This window comes from Mesorhizobium sp. WSM1293 (assembly GCF_000513875.1).
Classification (GTDB): Bacteria; Pseudomonadota; Alphaproteobacteria; order Rhizobiales; family Rhizobiaceae; genus Mesorhizobium; species Mesorhizobium ciceri.
Map to the genome: position 1 here is coordinate 15,015 of NZ_AZUV01000012.1, position 18,478 is coordinate 33,492.

At 63.8% G+C, this 18,478-nt stretch carries 18 protein-coding genes and 1 pseudogene; 5 read left to right on the plus strand and 14 right to left on the minus strand.

Annotated elements, in window-relative coordinates; genetic code table 11:
• The first annotated feature begins 2 nt into the window (after positions 1 to 2).
• Positions 3 to 1,121, plus strand: coding sequence for a P1 family peptidase (locus M729_RS0116435; RefSeq protein WP_027162219.1), 1,119 nt, complete (start codon positions 3 to 5; stop codon positions 1,119 to 1,121).
• A gap of 70 nt (positions 1,122 to 1,191) precedes the next feature.
• Here the strand turns inward: M729_RS0116435 and M729_RS0116440 are convergent, their stop codons facing one another.
• From M729_RS0116440 to M729_RS0116490, 11 genes are all read right to left on the minus strand, one after another.
• Positions 1,192 to 1,503: a hypothetical protein gene (locus M729_RS0116440; RefSeq protein WP_224675447.1), complete on the minus strand. Its 312-nt coding sequence runs from the start codon at positions 1,501 to 1,503 to the stop codon at positions 1,192 to 1,194.
• Positions 1,504 to 1,916: 413 nt separating this feature from the next.
• A complete protein-coding gene (gene doeB, locus M729_RS0116445; RefSeq protein ID WP_024502317.1) occupies positions 1,917 to 2,915 on the minus strand; it encodes a N(2)-acetyl-L-2,4-diaminobutanoate deacetylase DoeB in 999 nt (332 codons plus the stop codon).
• Positions 2,916 to 2,920: 5 nt separating this feature from the next.
• Entirely contained in the window at positions 2,921 to 4,099 is a 1,179-nt protein-coding gene (gene doeA / locus M729_RS0116450; RefSeq protein ID WP_027162220.1) for an ectoine hydrolase DoeA, read from the minus strand.
• Between the two features lie 129 nt (positions 4,100 to 4,228).
• Positions 4,229 to 5,221 carry an ectoine utilization protein EutC gene (eutC, locus tag M729_RS0116455; protein ID WP_027162221.1) on the minus strand — a complete coding sequence of 331 codons (993 nt, stop codon included), beginning with the start codon at positions 5,219 to 5,221 and terminating at the stop codon, positions 4,229 to 4,231.
• Positions 5,218 to 6,210: a hydroxyectoine utilization dehydratase EutB gene (gene eutB, locus M729_RS0116460; RefSeq protein WP_198032103.1), complete on the minus strand. Its 993-nt coding sequence runs from the start codon at positions 6,208 to 6,210 to the stop codon at positions 5,218 to 5,220. Before eutB ends, eutC begins: the two co-directional genes overlap by 4 nt.
• Positions 6,211 to 6,219: 9 nt before the next feature.
• A complete protein-coding gene (eutA, locus tag M729_RS0116465; protein WP_027162223.1) occupies positions 6,220 to 6,996 on the minus strand; it encodes an ectoine utilization protein EutA in 777 nt (258 codons plus the stop codon).
• A 3-nt stretch (positions 6,997 to 6,999) separates the two neighbouring features.
• Positions 7,000 to 7,659: an ectoine/hydroxyectoine ABC transporter permease subunit EhuD gene (gene ehuD, locus M729_RS0116470; protein ID WP_027162224.1), complete on the minus strand. Its 660-nt coding sequence runs from the start codon at positions 7,657 to 7,659 to the stop codon at positions 7,000 to 7,002.
• Positions 7,660 to 7,693: 34 nt separating this feature from the next.
• The gene (gene ehuC / locus M729_RS0116475; protein WP_013530328.1) at positions 7,694 to 8,353 is read right to left on the minus strand and encodes an ectoine/hydroxyectoine ABC transporter permease subunit EhuC; all 660 of its coding nucleotides are present in this window, start codon (positions 8,351 to 8,353) and stop codon (positions 7,694 to 7,696) included.
• Positions 8,354 to 8,509: 156 nt separating this feature from the next.
• Positions 8,510 to 9,361, minus strand: a complete 852-nt coding sequence (gene ehuB, locus M729_RS0116480; RefSeq protein ID WP_013530327.1) for an ectoine/hydroxyectoine ABC transporter substrate-binding protein EhuB — start codon at positions 9,359 to 9,361, stop codon at positions 8,510 to 8,512.
• Between the two features lie 87 nt (positions 9,362 to 9,448).
• A complete protein-coding gene (gene ehuA, locus M729_RS0116485) occupies positions 9,449 to 10,240 on the minus strand; it encodes an ectoine/hydroxyectoine ABC transporter ATP-binding protein EhuA (protein WP_027162225.1) in 792 nt (263 codons plus the stop codon).
• A 126-nt stretch (positions 10,241 to 10,366) separates the two neighbouring features.
• Positions 10,367 to 11,752, minus strand: coding sequence for a PLP-dependent aminotransferase family protein (locus tag M729_RS0116490; protein ID WP_013530325.1), 1,386 nt, complete (start codon positions 11,750 to 11,752; stop codon positions 10,367 to 10,369).
• 81 nt (positions 11,753 to 11,833) lie between these two features.
• Here M729_RS0116490 and M729_RS0116495 point away from each other — a divergent pair, with 81 nt between their 5' ends.
• The 4 genes from M729_RS0116495 (at position 11,834) to M729_RS0116510 (ending at position 16,473) form a co-directional block, all read left to right on the plus strand.
• Positions 11,834 to 12,325 carry an Lrp/AsnC family transcriptional regulator gene (locus M729_RS0116495; protein ID WP_013530324.1) on the plus strand — a complete coding sequence of 164 codons (492 nt, stop codon included), beginning with the start codon at positions 11,834 to 11,836 and terminating at the stop codon, positions 12,323 to 12,325.
• 130 nt (positions 12,326 to 12,455) lie between these two features.
• Positions 12,456 to 13,949 (plus strand): NAD-dependent succinate-semialdehyde dehydrogenase, encoded by a 1,494-nt coding sequence (locus M729_RS0116500; protein WP_027162226.1) that lies wholly within the window; start codon positions 12,456 to 12,458, stop codon positions 13,947 to 13,949.
• A 32-nt stretch (positions 13,950 to 13,981) separates the two neighbouring features.
• On the plus strand, positions 13,982 to 15,361 hold the full coding sequence (locus tag M729_RS0116505; protein WP_027162227.1) for an aspartate aminotransferase family protein: 1,380 nt from the start codon (positions 13,982 to 13,984) through the stop codon (positions 15,359 to 15,361).
• A gap of 8 nt (positions 15,362 to 15,369) precedes the next feature.
• A complete protein-coding gene (locus M729_RS0116510) occupies positions 15,370 to 16,473 on the plus strand; it encodes an alcohol dehydrogenase family protein (RefSeq protein ID WP_027162228.1) in 1,104 nt (367 codons plus the stop codon).
• 12 nt (positions 16,474 to 16,485) lie between these two features.
• On the opposite strand, the gene M729_RS0116515 is transcribed toward M729_RS0116510, so the two are convergent.
• The 3 genes and pseudogenes from M729_RS0116515 to M729_RS01000000135280 all read right to left on the minus strand — a co-directional run.
• Positions 16,486 to 17,532: an ornithine cyclodeaminase gene (locus tag M729_RS0116515; RefSeq protein WP_027162229.1), complete on the minus strand. Its 1,047-nt coding sequence runs from the start codon at positions 17,530 to 17,532 to the stop codon at positions 16,486 to 16,488.
• 28 nt (positions 17,533 to 17,560) lie between these two features.
• Positions 17,561 to 17,965, minus strand: a complete 405-nt coding sequence (locus M729_RS01000000135275; RefSeq protein WP_245267590.1) for an FMN-binding negative transcriptional regulator — start codon at positions 17,963 to 17,965, stop codon at positions 17,561 to 17,563.
• A 1-nt stretch (position 17,966) separates the two neighbouring features.
• Positions 17,967 to 18,404, minus strand: a pseudogene (locus M729_RS01000000135280) (FAD-dependent oxidoreductase); the annotation flags it as partial.
• Positions 18,405 to 18,478 lie beyond the last annotated feature (74 nt).

The following is an 18,478-nucleotide window of genomic DNA, read 5'->3' on the forward strand; positions in this document are numbered from 1 at the left end:
CCATGACCGACAATCCGCATCATCTGGCAACGCCCTCAGGCAAACCGCGCGCGCGAAATTTCGGCATCGGCTTCGACGGACGGCCTGGACCGTTCAACGCGATCACCGATGTGCCCGGCGTCGCGGTCGGCTATGCGACGCTGATCTCGGGCGATGGCGCGCTTGTCGTCGGCAAGGGACCGGTGCGCACCGGCGTGACCGCGATCCTGCCCAGGCCGCTTGCCGACCTCGCCAACCCGGTCTTCGCCGGGATCTTCAGCCAGAACGGAAACGGCGAACTGACCGGCTCGCACATCGTCGAGGAAACCGGTGCTTTCAACTTCCCGATCACCATCACCAACACGCATTCCTGCGGTGTTTCCCGCGACGGCACGCTGCGCTGGATGCAAAGCGTGCTGCCGGCGGCGCTCGACAGCGGCTGGGGACTGCCGGTGGCGGCGGAGACCTATGACGGCTTCCTCAGCGACATCAACGGCCACCATTTGACCTCGGAGCATGTTGCGCAGGCCCTCGACGGTGCCGCCGGCGGACCGATCGAGGAAGGCAGCGTCGGCGGCGGCACCGGCATGATCACCTTCGGCTTCAAGGCCGGCTCCGGCACGGCATCGCGCATCGTCGAATGGCACGGCCGTGCCTATACGGTCGGCGCCTTCGTGCAGTCCAATTTTGGCAAACGGCGCAATATAACCATTCGCGGCCTGCGCGCCGGGCCGCAACTCGTCGAACCGGCTGTCCGCGAAGGCACACCGCGCGCCGAAAAGGGTTCGATCATCGCCGTCATCGCCACCGACGCACCGTTCCTGCCGCATCAGATGAAGCGGCTGGCCCGACGGGTGCCGCTTGGCGTCGCCATGACCGGAGGCTTCGGGTATCACAGTTCAGGCGACATTTTCATCGCCTTCTCGACCGCCAATGCGAGCGCCGCGCGGGCGCCATCCGGCCGCATCGCCAGTGCCGATTTTATTCCCGATACCGACATCGATCCGTTTTTCGATGCGGTGATCCAGACCGTAGAGGAAGCAATCCTCAACGCGCTGGTTGCCAATGACGATATGACCGGACGCGACGGGAATTTCGTGCCGGCGCTGCCGAAGACGTGGCTGAAGGAGACGTTTGGCTGAAGACAAAAACGCGGGCCAGAAGCCCGCGCTGCAACAATGTCGCCGCTATGCGATCATTCGGCGGCTTTGATCATTCCGCGGCTTTTCTGGGGGCCTGCTGGCTTTCTTCGGCCTCGGCCGCTTCCTCAAGCCGGGATGCGATAAGTTCCTGGATATCGCCGACTTCTTCCTGGATATCCTCCAGCGGAATGCCGACCTCGGCCGCCTCGGCGGCGCACTCCTTGGCCAAGGTTTCGGCCTGCTTGTCGATCCTTGCCTGGGAGGATTGGCAATGGACCTTTTCGCCGATCCATCCCCGCAAGAATTCGATGGCGTGTTCGCTCATACTGCTGTTCCCTGGCGGCAAAGCCGGTTGGTAATCATAAACGTCGACATCCCGCAAAGGATGCATGTCCCCATTCCAGCCGAGTCGCGGTCAGCCGGCAAGCCAATGCCGTCCAAGGTCCACAGAGCCATAGGAGATCGAGGGGTCAAGGGCATTTTCTGATTCTGGAGGGGTCGGTACCGTTGGCTGGGTCACACCCAGCGCTGCGCCACTGTTTCTATTTGCTTTTTTCCGGTTTCCGAGCCGATTTCCGTCACAATAGATGGCGCAAAACACTACACATTCACAGTTGCTTCGAGGTGCTGCCCTCGGGCGCGCGGGTCGAAGCCGCCGCTATATAGTGACATCCTCCTGCAATGTCGACTCCGCCCGCTATCCTGCTTCTTTCCGCCGCGCCGAAGGGCTCCGCGACGGACGCAGAACAAGTGACGATGAACCCGAACCGGGTGGAGCAGGCCCGGCGGAGCCGCTCAGACGTGCACAGCCACCACCGCCGCGCAGTCGCCGGCCTTAACCAGCCCGGGGAAATGCCGCGCCGCAAGCATGCCCGACATTTTTGCCCGGATCTCCTGCGGAGCGACGCCGGTGCGGCCGGTGGAATGAATGCGCGCCAGCACCGAGCCTTCTTTGACGGGCTCACCGAGATCGACCATGGTTTCGATCATGCCGTCGTCTTCGGCGAACGAGAAGCAATCGCCCGACGGCATGTCGAGCCACTGGGTTCGAGTCTTCTCGACCGCACCATCTACAATGCCGGCATGACGCAGCACGTTGAGAATGCCGCGCCTCGCGATCCGCACGGTTTGCGCGCGCGACGTGCCGCCGCCGCCAAGTTCGGTGCTGACGAAGACCTTGCCCATCTCCTCGGCTGCCGTGTCGTACATGCCGACGGCGTCGATCTCGATCATGCGCATCGAGAACGGAGCGGCAAAGGCCGCGACCGCGTCAAAGGCTTTCTGTTCCAGCGCCTTGTCGGGCAAAGTGTGCGCCGCGCAGAACGGCACGAAGTCCAGCGTCTTGCCGCCGGAGTGGAAGTCGAACACGATGTCGGCGCGGGGAAGCAGCTCACGCTGGAAATAATCGGCGATCTTCTCGGTCACCGTCCCGTCCGGCCGGCCGGGAAAGCTGCGGTTCATGTTGCCCTTGTCGATCGGCGAGGTGCGCGTGCCGGCGCGGAACGCCGGATAGTTCATTGCCGGCACGATGATCACCGTGCCGCTGACTTGCCTGGGATCGAGGGTCCTGGCGAGATCGTAGAGGGCCAGCGGCCCCTCATACTCATCGCCATGGTTGGCGCCGGACAGCAGAGCTGCCGGCCCGTTGCCGTTGCGGATGACGCAGATCGGGATCATCACCGAGCCCCACGCGGAATCGTCGCGGCTGTAGGGCAAGCGCAGGAAGCCGTGCTGGACGCCGTCGCGGTCGAAATCGACGGTCGGCGCGACCGGTGATGAGCGTAGATTCGACATCGGGCTCAATCCTTCACCACCAGCTTACGCGGCACATTGGCCAGGCACTCCACACCGGTTTCGGTGATCAGGATGGACTCGGTGATCTCCAGTCCCATCGTTTCCAGCCACAGGCCGGTCATGAAATGGAAGGTCATGCCGGGCTTGAGTTCGGTGCGGTCGCCGGGACGCAAGCTCATCGTGCGCTCGCCCCAGTCCGGCGGATAGGACAGTCCGATCGAATAGCCGGTGCGGTTGTCCTTGACGATGCCATACTTCTTCAGCACGGTGAAGAAGGCGTTGGCGATGTCCTCACAGGCGTTGCCGGGTTTGGCCGCGGCCAGCCCCGCTTCCATACCTTCCAGCGTCGCCTTCTCGGCATCGAGGAATTCCTGCGTCGGCTTGCCGAGGAAGACGGTGCGCGACAGCGGGCAGTGATAGCGGTTGTAGCAGCCGGCGATCTCGAAGAAGGTGCCCTCGTCCCGCTTCATCGGTCTGTCGTCCCAAGTCAGATGCGGCGCCGAGGCATCGGCACCCGACGGCAGCAGCGGCACGATCGCCGGATAATCGCCGCCGATGCCGTCGACGCCGCGCGTGCCGGCATCATAGATTTCGGCAACGAGATCGCATTTGCGCATGCCGACCTCGATCTTGTCGAAGATGCGCTGGTGCATCGCCTCGACGATGCGAGCCGCCTTGCGCATATAGTCGATCTCGGTCGGGCTCTTGATCGCGCGCTGCCAGTTGACCAGCGCGGTGGCATCGACAAAGCGGGCATTGGGCAAATGCTTCTGCAGCGATGCGAAGGCGGCGGCCGAGAACCAGTAATTGTCCATCTCAACGCCGACTGTCAGCTTGCCCCAGCCACGATCCGCAAGCACGCTGGCCAAAAAATCCATCGGGTGGCGCTCGGTCGACTGCACATAGTGATCGGCATAGCCGACGATGTTATCATGCGCGAGATAGGCAGTGCGCTTGGCACCGTTGGCGTCCTGGCCGCGGCCGTACCAGACCGGCTCGCCCGATGGCGGCACGATAACCGCCTGATGCACGTAGAACGACCAGCCGTCATAGCCGGTCAGCCAGGCCATATTGGACGGGTCGCTGATAACAATAAGATCGACGCCCTTCACCTCCATGGCTTTGCGTGTCTTGGCGAGGCGATCCGCATATTCGCCGCGCGAGAATCTCAGGTTCGGTTGCATTGTTCTTGGTCCTCGTTTGTTGGGCCTTGAGCCTGTTTCAACTTCGTTGAAACCGGCCCGTCGTTCTTGTTTGGGCGTGATCTTTCGGAAAACCGGTTCCCACTTTTCCGGATCACGCCTTGGCCAGCATCAGCTTTCGAAAATGGCCCCGGAACCGGCCACCCGCGCCCGATCGCGGGCGAACGTAGCTATCGCCGTATCCTGAACGCCGGTGCCGGTCAGATCGGCGATGGTGATGTCGCTGGCCGAGCGCCGACCATGCCGTTTACCGGCGATGATCTGGCCAAGTTCGGTCACCTCTTCGTCAGCGGCCATTACGCCCGCCGCGATGGCGTGATGCAGCTCACCCAGCCGCCGCGTCTGACGGGCGCTGTCGGCGACATAGAGGTCGGCCATGCGCAGGATTGCCGGCGCGATCTCGTTCTTGTGCTCGGCGTCGGAGCCCATCGCCGTGATGTGCTGGCCGGCGGAAACGAAACCCGCCTTGATCAGCGGCTCGGTCGAAGGCGTGGTGGTGACGATGATGTCGGCGCCGACAACTGCGTTTGCCGCGTCGGGCTCGGCATGCACGAGAATGCCGAGCTTTTCGCGCAGGGCTCCGGCGGTTGCCTCGGCCTTTGCCACATCGCGCGCCCAGATGCGCGCCTCGGCAATCGGCCGCACCAGCATCAGGGCTTCCAATTGCAACCCGGCCTGGACGCCGGCGCCGAAGATCGCGGCAACTGACGAGTCCTGCCGCGACAGATGTTTGGCGGCGACGGCGCCGGCAGCAGCGGTTCGGATATCCGTGAGATAGCCGTTGTCGAGCAGCAGTGCTTCGACCAGCCCGGTTTTGGACGACAGCAGCACCATCATGCCGTTGACGCTGGGCAGGCCGAGCTTCGGATTGTCGAAGAAGCCGGGGCTGATCTTGATGGCGAAACCGTCGATATCAGGCACGTAGGCGGTCTTCACGTCGACCTCGCCGCGATGCTCGGGAATGTCGAGCCGCAGGATCGGCGGCATCGCCACCGGCAGGGTGGCAAGCGCACGGAAGGCGTTTTCGACGCAGGCGACGGCATCGAGATCGAGTGTCACGATCGCGCGCAATTCTTGCTCGGTGAGGATCGTCATCCGACTCATGCGGCGTGCTCCTTGAGCGATGGCGCCTCGCCGCAGACGATCCTGCGGTGCGCGTCCATATCGATGTTGCGGCCGGAGAGAAGCACGACCACCGGCCCGTCCGACCTGACCTTGCCGGCGAGCAGCGCGGCGATGCCGACCGCGCCGGCGCCCTCGACGATTTCGCGTTCGCGCGCATAGGCGTGACGGATGCCGGCGGCGATCTCGTCCTCGCTAAGCAGGACGATACCATCGAGCAAGTCGCGGCTCATGGCGAAGGTCAGCCGGTTGTCGAGGCCGATGCCGCCGCCGAGCGAATCCGCCAGCGTCGGCAATTCCTCCACCAGCACCGGGCGGCCGGCATCGAGGCTGGCCTTCATCGCCGCGCCACGCGCCATCGAGACACCGATGATCTTTGTGCCGGGGCTGACGCCTTTGATGGCCGCGGCAACGCCTGAGGCGAGCCCGCCACCCGACAACTGCACCAGGACGAGGGCGGCATCCGGGACCTGTTCGATCATCTCAAGCCCGAGCGTGCCTTGCCCGGCGACAATGTCGGGATGGTCGAAGGGCGGCAGCATAACCAGCCCCTCTTGCGCCACCAGCCGATCGACCTCCTGCTGGGCATCGTCCTGGCTGTTGCCGATAATGCGAACCTCCGCGCCCAGCCGGCGGATCCCGTCGAGCTTGTTTTCAGGCACCAGCCGCGACATGCAGATCACGGCGCGCATGCCCTCAAGCTTCGACGCATGCGCCAGCGCGCGGCCGTGGTTGCCGGTCGAGGCCGCGACCACGCCACGCGCCTTCTCCGCGGTGCTGAGCGAAGCGACGGCATTCGAGGCGCCGCGCAGCTTGAAGCTGCCGGTGGTCTGCCGGTGTTCGAGCTTGAGGTGGACGGGGACGCCCAGCTCTTCGGAAAGACTTTGGGACAGCACGGTCGGCGTGCGCTCGACCTTGCCGGCAATGCGCTCACGCGCGGCGCGAATGTGCTCAAGAGTGACCTGTGTCATGATCATCAATCAGGCGGCAAATGGCTGCGTCATCAGACGGCCGAATTCGGGACGCGGCGTGTCATCTCCGCACAGCCGCAGACAATTCCAGGCGGTCGCCTGGTTGCTGGTCACCACGGGACGTCCAATAGTTTTTTCCATGCCGGTGACCGCGAGGGCGCTACGCAGCGCCGTGCAGGAGACGAACAGCGCATCGGCGCTGGCGTCGGTCGCCTCACGCGCCAGTTCGACGAGGGCCGCCGGTGCGATGCGCGCCATCTCGCGGTCGTCCTCGAAACCGAGGCAGGTGAAGCTGGCGATCTCGAAGCCGTGCGCCGCGAAATAGGTGGCCATCGGCCTGGATGTCTCGACCGTGTAGGGAGTGAGGATGCTGATCTTGCTTGCGCCCAGCGCACGCAGCCCGCGCACGCCCGCCATCGGCGGGGTGATTATCGGCACGCCCGGCTTTGCGACCTGGATCGCCGCCTCGATCTCGGCATCGCCGATCACCACCGAGGCCGAAGTGCAGGAATAGCAGACGGCATCGAGTGGCTCATCCGGCAGGATCAGGGCCGCGCCCGCCGTCAGCGCCGGCTGCATCTTGCGCAGGTTTTCGGGCGTCGTCGGGTTGGCATAGGGAATGCGCGCGACATAGACGCCGACGCGTTCGCTCGCCACCATGCGGCGGAAATCCGGTTCGCTGGTGTGGTCGGTGGCCAGGATGATCAGGCCGACGCGCCGCTCCAGAGGACGCGCATCCAGTGCCGGCCGTTTCGGATACACCTTGATCTCGGGCAAGGGTTTCATCGGCTACCTCTCGATCTTGCCGTAGCGGCGTTCCAGCCAGCGCAGCAACACGACCGAAAACAGACTGATGACCAGGAAGAAAGCACCGACCAGGGTGATCGGCTCGATATAGCGATAGTAGGTGTTGGCGACGCTTTTGGCCTGGTTCATCAGTTCCAGCACGGTGATCGCCGACAGCAGCGGCGTTTCCTTGAACATGGCGATAAAGTAATTGGCGAGCGCCGGAATCATCGGTGGGATAGCCTGCGGAACGATGATGTGGGTCCAGGTCTGACCGGCGCTCAAATTGCACGCCTTGGCGGCCTCCCATTGGCCGCGCGGCACATTGTCGATGCCGGCCCGATAGACCTCGGCCGTATAGGTGCCGTAATGCAGCCCGAGCCCGATGACACCGGCGACCAGCGGCGGCAGCAGGATGCCGATGTCGGGCAGCACGTAGAAGATGAAATAGAGTTGCACCAGCAGCGGCGTGCCGCGGATGAATTCAGCCGCCCAGCCGACCGTGCGCGACAACGCTTTGTTGGGCGAGCGGCGCGCCAGCGCAATGCCCAGCCCGACGATCGCCGCCAGCACCGAGCCGAGCAGTGTCGCCAGGATGGTGATCTTCACCCCCTGGATCAGCGTCGGCATGATTTCCCAGACGAAGTTCCAATCCCACTCCATCAGCAAGCCCAATTTATCAGAAGGGAATTGGCCATCAGGCACGCACCCCGTCGAGGCCGCGCGCCATGCGTCGTTCCAGCGAGCGCACGCCCCACGAGATGAGCAGGGCGAGGATGAAATAGATGATCAGGATGGTGGTGAACGGCACCAGGGTGTTGCCGGTCTGGGCGCGCACCACCTGCGCCTGGAAGGTCAGGTCGGTGAGCGAGATCAGCGACACCACGGCGGTCGCCTTGAGCAATTCGATGGCATTGTTGCCAAAGGTCGGCAACATCACCAGCAGCGCCTGTGGCAGGATGATGTGGCGCATGCCTTGCCAGCGGCCGAGATTGAGCGCTGTGCAGGCCTCATACTGTTCGCGGCCGATCGACTGGATGGCACCGCGCACCACTTCGGCGGCGTAGGCGCCGACATTGAGGCCGAGCGCCAGCACGCCGGCCTGCAACGGGGTCAGCGAAATGCCGATGAAGGGCAGCACGAAATAGGCCCAGAACAACTGCACGAAGATCGAGGTGCCGCGGAAGAACTCGATGTAAGCGGTGGCCAACCAACGCAGCGCAAAGAAGCGCGACACGCGCCCCATGCCGGCGAGGAAGGCCATGATCAGCGCCAGCACCGACCCCATCAGCGTCAGCTCGATGGTGACAAGCGCTCCCTGCAATATCAGGCCGAAATAGCCGGACCACTGGGTCATTCGGTTTCCAACGTTGGGTTTAGCTCCCTCTCCCCGTTCACGGGGAGAAGATGCCGGCAGGCAGATGAGGGCGGCGCGAACTTGCGAAGGTTTGGCGCCGCCCCTCATCCGTCACTTCGTGACACCTTCTCCGCGTTGAACGGGGAGAAGGAAGAATCACTTCGCCGCGCAGAGCTTGTCGCGGCTGGTCGACATCGCGGCTGCCGCCGAGAAGCCGTAGGGCTCGATGATCTTGGCGAACTCGCCTGATTTCTTCATCTTGGCCAGTTCCACATCGAAGGCGTCGCGCAGTGCCTCGTCGCCCTTCTTGAAAGCGGCGCCGTCGCAATAGACCGGTGCGCCCTGCACCGGAGCGATGACTTCGAGGTTCGGATCGTTGGCCTTCTTGACCAGATCATTGATCGACAGGACGGGCAGCGAATAAGCGTCGATGCGGCCATCCTGGAGCATCTTCACGCCGCTCTGGCCATCCGGCACGACGATGACGCGATCGCGTGGCACGCCGGCATTGAGCGCGAGCTTCTCCTCGGTGCCGCCGCCCGGCGCGCCGATGGTCGCAGTCGTATCCTTGGCGACATCCTCATAGCTCTTGAAGCCCTTTGGATTGCCTTTCTTCACCAGCATCGCCTCGGCGTCGCACAGCACGGGTTCCGAATAGGCGACCGCAGCACAGCGCTCCGGCTTCATGAACAGGCCGGCGGTGACGACATCGAAGCGACCGGCCTGCAGGCCGGGGATCATGGCGCCATATTCGGAGATCGAAGCGGCAACGTCGGCGACGCCGAGCCGCTTGAATATCTCGCGGGCCACATCAGGCGCGGCACCCGAAACCTTGCCGTCGGCGGCGACCGCCGTATAAGGCGGCTCGTTGGCGATGGCGAGGCGGGCGAAACCTTGCGCCTTGAGCTGCTCGAGCTTGCTGTCATCGGCCGAACCGGGGATCGAGGCGGCCAGCACCGCCGTCAGTGCAAGACCGGCAACGCCGGCCAGAATGCCAAGTTTGTTCATTGTTCCCAACTCCTTGTTTCTTGTCTTGCTTTGTTGCATGGCGGCCCTCGCCGCCTCGGGACGACTTCGTCGCCCTGGGCATTGCGGTCAGACCCGATGTCCGGCCGCGATGATCTTCTTCAGGAAACCTTGCGTGCGCTCCTGCTTGGGATTGCGGAAAATCTCGTCCGGTTTGCCTTCTTCGACGATCCTGCCGCGATCGAAGAACAGCACCCGGTCGGCGAAATCATGGGCAAAGCCCATCTCGTGGGTGACCAGCAGCATGGTCATGTCGGTCTCGGCGGCGAGCTTGCGCATGACGTTCATCACCTCCTCGACCAGCTCTGGATCGAGCGCCGACGTCACCTCGTCGAACAGCATGATCTTCGGCGACAGCGCCAGCGCCCGAGCGATCGCCACGCGTTGCTTCTGCCCACCGGACAGCTGCGCCGGCATGTTCTTGGCCTTGTCGGCCATGCCGACCATTTCGAGCAGTTCCATCGCCCGCTTTTCGGCGGCGGCACGCGGCGTGCCCTTGGTCAGCATCGGCGCCAGCGTGACATTGTCCATGACGCACTTGTGCGGAAACAGGTTGAACAGCTGGAACACCATGCCGATCTTCTGGCGCATCCTTGTCAGATGCCGCTCATCGGCGGGCAACAGCTGGCCATTGCGCTCCATGTGGTAGAGCTGCTCGCCGTCGATCTGGATATGACCGCCATCGATGCGCTCCAGCGTCATCAGGATGCGCAGGATCGTCGTCTTGCCCGAACCCGATGGGCCGATCAGTGCCAGCTTCTCGCCGGGCATGACTTGCATCGACAGGCCGTCCAGCACCTTGAAGCTGCCGAAGCTTTTCGAGATGCTGTCGATCTTGATGATGGGCGCTGGTGCGGACAAATGTATTTCCCCGTGCTGGAGAAGCCTATGCCCCTTAACGATGCGGAACGCGCCAAATCATGTCAATTGGGAAAATAATATCATGACAATTATTCTGATTCCGCGCAATTTCCGGGCAAACCGGACCTAGATTGCGAGCAGCAGATGCTCCGGATCGCCAAGCAGCAGCTTGGTGACAACGCCGAGGCCGGCGCGCAGTTCCCCCTCGGTGGTCGAACCCAGCGAGATACGCACCGCCGGGTGCCAGGGCGCACCCGAAATACGGAAGGATGTTCCGGGCGCGATAGCCACGCCTTGCAGGCGGGCCTGGGCGACAAAGCTTTCCTCGGCACGGTCCGCGGGCAGTTGAAGCCAGACATGCAGCCCGTCTCGCCGGGCGCGATAGTCGACCCCCGCCAGCACCTGCGCTGCAATATCCTGCCGGCGCCGCAAAGCCGCGCGCTGCCAGTGGACAAGCTCCATCGCCGTGCCGTCGGTCACCCATTTGGTGGCGATCTCGGCCACCAGCGGCGTCGCCATCCAGTTCGAAACCAGATGCCGGTTGGCGACGGCGGCGACGTAGCGGTCGGGTGCGGCCAGATAGCCGATGCGCAGGCCGGGCACGGTGATCTTGGTGAAGGAGGTGACGTAGAGCGTGCGCTCCGGCGCGAACGCGGCAACCGGCGGCGGCCGGTCTTCGACCAGCGGACCCAGCACATCGTTCTCGATGATGGCAATATCGTGCTTGCGCGCGACCGCCGCGATCTCTTCTCGCCGCCGCGCATCCATCAGCGTCGCCGTCGGATTGATGACCGAGGGCTGCACGAAGACCGCGCGGATGTCGGAAAGCCGGCAGGCCTCATCCAGCGCTTCCGGAATCAGGCCGTTGTCGTCGATCGGCAGGCCTTCCAGGTTGAAGCCGAGATAGCGTGCCAACGGCACCAGCGTGTGGTGGCCGATCGCCTCCGTGGCGACCGTAGAGCCCGGCGGCGCGACGCTCATCAGCGCCACTGTCATGCCGGCGGTGGCGCCGTTGGTCAGGCTGACGTTCTGCGGCGATGCATCGAGGCCGCACAGTCTCAACCATTCGACCGCCACCGCGCGGTGGCGGGGAAACACCATGTTGGGCCGGAACGAAAGTGCTGAACTCGACGGCAGGTTCTCGGCCAGCCATCCCAGTGCCTGCTTCAGCCGCTCAAGATGCATCGGCTCGCAGACCGGTTTCAGGATCGAAAGGTCGATGACTTCACCGAGCCGCTCCGGCAGATAGGGCGGCTCGGGCTCGCGGCGCTGCGTCTGGACGAAGCTGCCGCGGCCGATCTCGCCCGAAATCAGGCCGCGCCGGATCAGTTCCTCATAGGCGCGGCTGACCGTCTGCACCGAAAGCTTGAGGTCGTCGGCCAGCCTGCGATGGGTCGGCAACCGCGCGCCATTGGCAAGGCGTCCGTCATGGATGGCGCGCGCGAACTGGTCGGCCAGCGACTGATAGGCCGGCCGCCGGATAAGCGCGGGATCGGGTTGCCACAATGTCATGACTTATTAGAGATCGAAATCAGTGCAATTGACAATCGAAATAATGCGCCGTCATGGTACTCGACGAAAAAGTGAGCCCTGATGACATCAGCGAAACTCGACCCGATCGACCTGAAAATCCTCGACGCCATCCAGCGCGACGGGCGCATCACCAAGCTGGCGCTGGCCGAGCAGGTCGGCCTGTCTCCGACGCCGTGCTGGATGCGGTTGCGCAAGCTGGAAAAGGCCGGCATCGTCTCGGGCTATCACGCCAGGATCGCCATGCGCGTCGTGGCACCCGTTGCCACCGTGCTGATGGAGGTGACGCTGGCCAACCACCGCCAGGCCGATTTCGACCGCTTCGAGCGCGTTATACGCGATGTTCCCGAGATCGTCGCCTGCTGGTCTGTCGGCGGCGGCGTCGACTATCTGTTGAAGGTAATGGCGCGCGACATCGACGCCTATCAGCGGCTGGTCGATGGCTTGCTGGACCGCGAGATCGGCATCGATCGTTACTTCACCTACATCGTCATCAAGACCGTGAAGGACGAGGTGGCGCTGCCCATCGCAGAGCTTTTGCCGGCGTCGTCATAGGAGCGGAGAGATTCTCTCGCCGGGCAACCCGATAGAGAGAGTCTCTCTACGCCAGGACTTCCAAACAGCCTCTCTATCTGCATCGGGCGGATAGTCTTCCCGCATCAGTCCGAACCGGGAGGCCTTGACCATGTCCGCGCATTTCGCCCGCTCGCATCGCCATGAAGCGCTCGACGGCCTCGCCGACCGCCGGCTGCTGCGCGAACTCGCCTATGTCGATGGCCACTGGACCGCAAGCGAGGCTGCCGAAAGCTTCGAGGTCACCGATCCGGCCACCGGCACGACCGTCGCTTTCGTCGCCGCGCTCGATGGCCGGCAGACGACAAAGGCGATCGATGCCGCGGCGCGCGCCTTCCCGGCCTGGCGGGCGCTGTTGCCGCAGGAGCGCTCGACAATTTTACGAAAATGGTTCGAGCTGATCGTCGGCGCCAAGGATGATCTGGCTCTGCTGATGACGCTTGAACAGGGCAAGCCACTGCAGGAATCACTGGGCGAGATCGACTACGCCGCCTCCTTCGTCGAATGGTATGCCGAAGAAGCAAAACGCCTGAACGCCGAGAGCGTCACCAGCCATCTCCCGAACGCCGAGATGATGGTGCGGCGCGAGCCGCTCGGCGTCGTCGGCGTCGTCACGCCGTGGAATTTTCCGTCGGCCATGCTGACCCGTAAGGCAGCCGCCGCCCTTGCCGCCGGCTGCACCATCGTCGCGCATCCGTCCTCGGAAACGCCGCTGTCGGCGCTGGCGCTGGCCGAACTCGGCGAACGCGCCGGCCTGCCCGTGGGCGTCTTCAACATCGTCACCGGCAAGGCTTCGACGATCGTCGGCCGGATGTGCGAAGATCCGCGCGTGCGTGCCATGAGCTTCACCGGCTCGACCGAGATCGGCCGGCTGATCGCCGCCCAGAGCGCGCCGACCATGAAGCGGCTGGTGATGGAGCTTGGCGGTCATGCCCCGCTGATCGTCTTTGCCGATGCAGATCTGGACAAAGCGGTTGATATCGCCATCGACGCCAAATTCGCCACGTCGGGCCAGGACTGCCTCGCCGCCAACCGCATCTACGTCCAGCGTCCGATCTACGATCGGTTCTGCGCCGCCTTCGCCAAGCGCATCGAGACGCTGCGGACCGGCAATGGCCTTGCCGAGAAGATCGACATCGGGCCGCTGATGCATGAGCGCGCCATCAAGAAGGTGGAGGAACAGGTCGCCGATGCCATCGCTCACGGCGCGCGCTGCCTCACCGGCGGCAAGCGGCACCAGGCCGGCCCGCTGTTCTACCAGCCGACGCTGCTGGCCGATGTCAGTGACGAAGCGCTGATCATGCGCGAGGAGACGTTTGGCCCGGTTGCCGCCGTGACGCCGTTCGACAGCGAGGATGACGTGATTGCCCGCGCCAACGCCACCGAGTATGGCCTCGTCGCCTATGTCGTGACCGAGAATGGTGGCCGGCAGCAGCGCATGGGCCGCGCGCTCGACTACGGCATGGTCGCCATCAACCGCGTCAAGATCACCGGCGCGCCGATCCCGTTCGGCGGCGTCAAGCAATCGGGCATCGGGCGCGAAGGCTCGCGCCACGGGCTCGAAGCCTTCACCGATCTGAAGTATCTCTGTCTGGACGTCGCCTAGGTTCGTCCTGCCATCCCTAAAGGAGTCAAAAAATGCTCGACCAGTCCAACGAACTCGCCGCCTGGGATCGCGACCACTTCTTCCATCCCTCGACCCATATGGGCACGCATGCGCGGGGCGAAAGCCCGACACGCATCATGGCCGGCGGTGAAGGCGTCACCGTGTGGGACAACAATGGCAGGAAGAGCCTCGATGCCTTCGCCGGGCTCTATTGCGTCAATGTCGGCTACGGCCGCCAGAAGATCGCTGACGCCATCGCCGCCCAGGCGAAGAACCTCGCCTATTACCACGCCTATGTCGGCCACGGTACCGAGGCCTCGATCACGCTGGCCAAGATGATCATCGATCGCGCGCCGCAGGGCATGTCGCGGGTCTATTTCGGCCTCTCCGGTTCGGATGCCAACGAAACCAACATCAAGCTGATCTGGTACTACAACAACGTGCTCGGCCGGCCGGAGAAGAAGAAGATCATTTCGCGCTGGCGCGGCTATCACGGCTCGGGCGTGATGACGGGATCGCTGACCGGGCTCGACCTGTTCCACAACGCCTTCGACCTGCCGCGCGCGCCGATCCTGCACACCGAGGCACCCTACTACTTCCGCCGCGCCGACCGCTCGATGAGCGAGGAGCAGTTTTCGCAGCATTGTGCCGACAAGCTCGAGGAGATGATCCTGGCCGAAGGCCCGGAAACCGTCGCTGCCTTCATCGGCGAGCCGATCCTCGGCACCGGCGGCATCGTGCCGCCGCCGGCCGGCTATTGGGAAAAGATCCAGGCGGTGTTGAAGAAGTACGACGTGCTTCTGGTCGCCGACGAAGTGGTGACGGGCTTCGGCCGACTGGGCACCATGTTCGGCTCCGACCATTACGGCATCAAGCCGGACCTGATCACCATCGCCAAGGGCCTGACATCGGCCTATGCGCCGCTGTCGGGCGTCATCGTCGCCGAAAAGATGTGGCAGGTGCTGGTTGAGGGTTCCGACAAGCTCGGTTCGCTCGGTCATGGCTGGACCTATTCGGCACATCCGATCTGCGTTGCCGCCGGTGTGGCCAATCTCGAGCTGATCGACGAGATGGATCTTGTGACAAATGCCAAGGAGACCGGCGCCTATTTCCGCGCCGAGCTGGCCAAGGCGGTCGGCGGCCACAGGAATGTCGGTGACGTCCGCGGCGACGGCATGCTGGCAGCGGTGGAATTCGTTGCCGACAAGGACGACCGGGTGTTCTTCGACGCTTCGCAGAAGATCGGACCGCAGGTGGCGACAGCGCTTGCCGCAAGCGGCGTCATCGGCCGCGCCATGCCGCAGGGCGACATTCTTGGCTTCGCGCCGCCGCTCTGCCTGACCCGCGAGGAAGCCGACATCGTCGTGTCGAAGACCGCCGATGCGGTCAAGAGCGTGTTTGCCAATCTCTGAGATCGACTATGAATGCCATGACCAGAACCCTCCCCGCCACCATGGCCGCCGTGCTGCTTGTCGGGCACGGCGGGCCGGAAAAACTCGTCTACCGTAGCGATGTGAAAGTGCCCGCGCCTGCGCCAGGTGAAGTGCTGGTCAAGGTCAGCGCTTGCGGCATGAACAACACCGATGTCTGGGTGCGCCAGGGCGCCTATGGCACGGAGGAGGACGCTGCCGCCGTGTCGACATGGCGGCGCCAGGGCAACACGCTTGTTTTCCCGCGCATCCAGGGCACCGACACCGTCGGTACCATCGCCGCCGTCGGCGAAGGCGTGTCGCCGGAGCGTATCGGCGAACGGGTGATGGTCGATTTCTCCATCTACAATCGCGACGACGATTCGCTTGCCGACATCGACTATATGGGCCACGGCCGCGACGGCGGCTACGCCGAATACCAGGCCGTGCCGGCCGAGAATGCGCATGTCGTCGATACCGACATGAGCGACGTCGAACTCGCCACCTTCTGCTGCGCTTACCTGACCGGTGAACAGATGCTGGAGCGCGCCGGCTTGAAGGCCGGCGAGCGCGTGCTGGTCACCGGCGCCTCGGGCGGCGTCGGTTCCGGCATCGTGCAACTGGCACGGGCGCGCGGCGCCATTCCCTATGCCGTCGTCGGCAAGGGCAAGGAACAGGCGGTGCTGGACATCGGCGCCGAGGCGGTCATCACCCGTGGCGTCGCAGACCTGCCGCAAGCCGTGATTGAAGCGACCGGCGGCCAACCGATCGACGTGGTGGCCGACCTGATCGGCGGCGCGATCTTCAACGACCTCTTGCGTATTCTCAGGCCCGAAGGCCGCTACACGACCGCGGGCGCGATTGCCGGTCCGGTCGTGCAACTCGATCTCAGAACCATGTATCTCAAGCAGTTGCAGTTGCATGGTTCGAGCCAGGGCACGCGCGCGGATTTCCGTCGCATCGTTGGTTACATCGAGGCGAAGAAAATCCGGCCGCTGGTCGGTGGCGTCTACAAGCTCTCCGATTTCCACCATGCGCAGGCGGATTTCATTGCCAAGGATTTCGTCGGCAAGCTGGTGGTGGTGCCGGATGCCATGTGGGGTTCGGCTGGCTGAACACTCTATGCCTCAACCCTGCTGGGCCGCCCTCAACAGCATGCCGAACAGATCGCGCGGTTCGTCGGGGTCGGCCAGCATGTCGAGTTCCTGGTAGAGGCCGGTCGAGCGCAGTTGATCCCTGACATAGCGCAGCGCCGAAAAATCCTCGATGGCAAAGCCGACCGAATCGAACAGCGTGATCTGGCCGGAATCGCGCCGGCCTTGCACGGCGCCTGACATCACCTGCCACAGCTCGATCACCTCATGATCCGGCGCAAGCTGCTGGATCTCGCCCTCGATGCGGGTCTGCGGCGGGTATTCGACGAAGATGTCTGAGCGCAGCAGGATATCGCGATGCAATTCGGTCTTGCCGGGGCAGTCGCCGCCGACCGCGTTGATGTGCACGCCGGAGCCGACCATGTTGTCGGTGAGGATGGTGGCGTACTGCTTGTCGGCGGTGACGGTGGTGATGATGTCAGCCCCCTCGACCGCCTCCTGCGCGGTGCCGCAGGCGACCATGTCGAAGCCTAGACCGGCGAGATTGCGGATGCATTTTTCGGTGGCCGAGCGGTCGATATCGTAAAGCCTCAGCCTGTCGACGCCGAGCAGCGCCTTGAAGGCCACCGCCTGGAATTCGGCCTGGGCGCCGTTGCCGATCAGCGCCATGCAGCTGGAGCCGGCCGGCGCCAGATACTTGGCGGCCAGAGCCGACATCGCCGCCGTGCGCAGCGCCGTCAGGATGGTCATTTCGGACAGCAATACCGGGTAGCCATTGTGGACGTCGGCGAGCATGCCGAAGGCGGTCACGGTCTGGCGTCCCTCGCGCATGTTCTTGGGATGGCCGTTGACATATTTGAAGCCGTAGACCTCGCCGTCGCTGGTCGGCATCAGTTCGATGACACCCTCGGCGCTGTGCGAGGCGACGCGCGGCGTCTTGTCGAACAGCTCCCAGCGGCGGAAATCATCCTCGATGTAGCCGGCGAGTTCGACGAGGAAGCGTTCGACGCCGATCTTCAGCACCAGCTTCATCATATGGTCGACGCTGACGAAGGGCACGATGTTGAGATTGGGGATCATTTTTCTTTTCCTTGCCGCATGCAGGCGGTCAGTCCTGGCGATGCGCGTTGTGCGCCTTCATCATCGTTGCCAGCGCCGGATCGTTTTGCTCCGGCACCCTGATGGCTCCGCCTGTGTCATAGAGGCGCACTTCCTGGCCCATCTTGACCTTGGCTTCGAGCCGCCCGATCGGCAGGTCGAACCCTATGATACCAGGTATGCGCCGCTCCATGCCGCCTGGTCCGAGCTCACGCATGCGCCAGCGATCGTCGCGATCCTTCTCCAGCACGTCGACAAGCTGCAGGAGATGCCGGGCGGTGCCGTGATCGTCGAGCGGCACCGGATGCCCATGACAATGCACGACGGCAAAGTTCCAGGTCGGCGCGCTGTCGCGCACCGCATTGCGCGGATACCAGGACGGCGAGATTGTCCAGCGCAAAGCCCGGTGCGGCATCGGCAAAGGCCTGCGGCGACAATGTGTCGATGCGCGCGCCCTCGCCGCGGATGCGTTCGGCTGCCGACGTCCAGCTCGCCTTGTTGTCGTTGCCGCAGACCCACATCATGCCGATTTCGGTGACAAAGGATCCTTCGCCAGCGATTTCGGGCAGCGACACCAGGATCTCTCGGCCACGGATGGATAGCTGCGACAGTTCCGGCATCAGGTAGAAGGCGTGCAGCAGCGCCGACGATCTGCCCGACGGGCCGCCGGCGGGATGGGTCTGCTCGACCAGCGTGACCTTCACACCGGCTTTGGCCAGATCATAGGCCGCGCTCGATCCGACAATACCGGCACCGACGACGATGACGTCGCTTCCATTTCGCATGGCTGTTCCCCACAGTTCTCTTGGCTGCTTTTCGACAAGGTAGGGCCAGCGATCGCGCAATGTCAACATCTCTTCATTGTTGACCGAGATTTAAATCTCTGTAATAAACTCGACAAAACAAGAGAACACGGATTCCGGGGAGG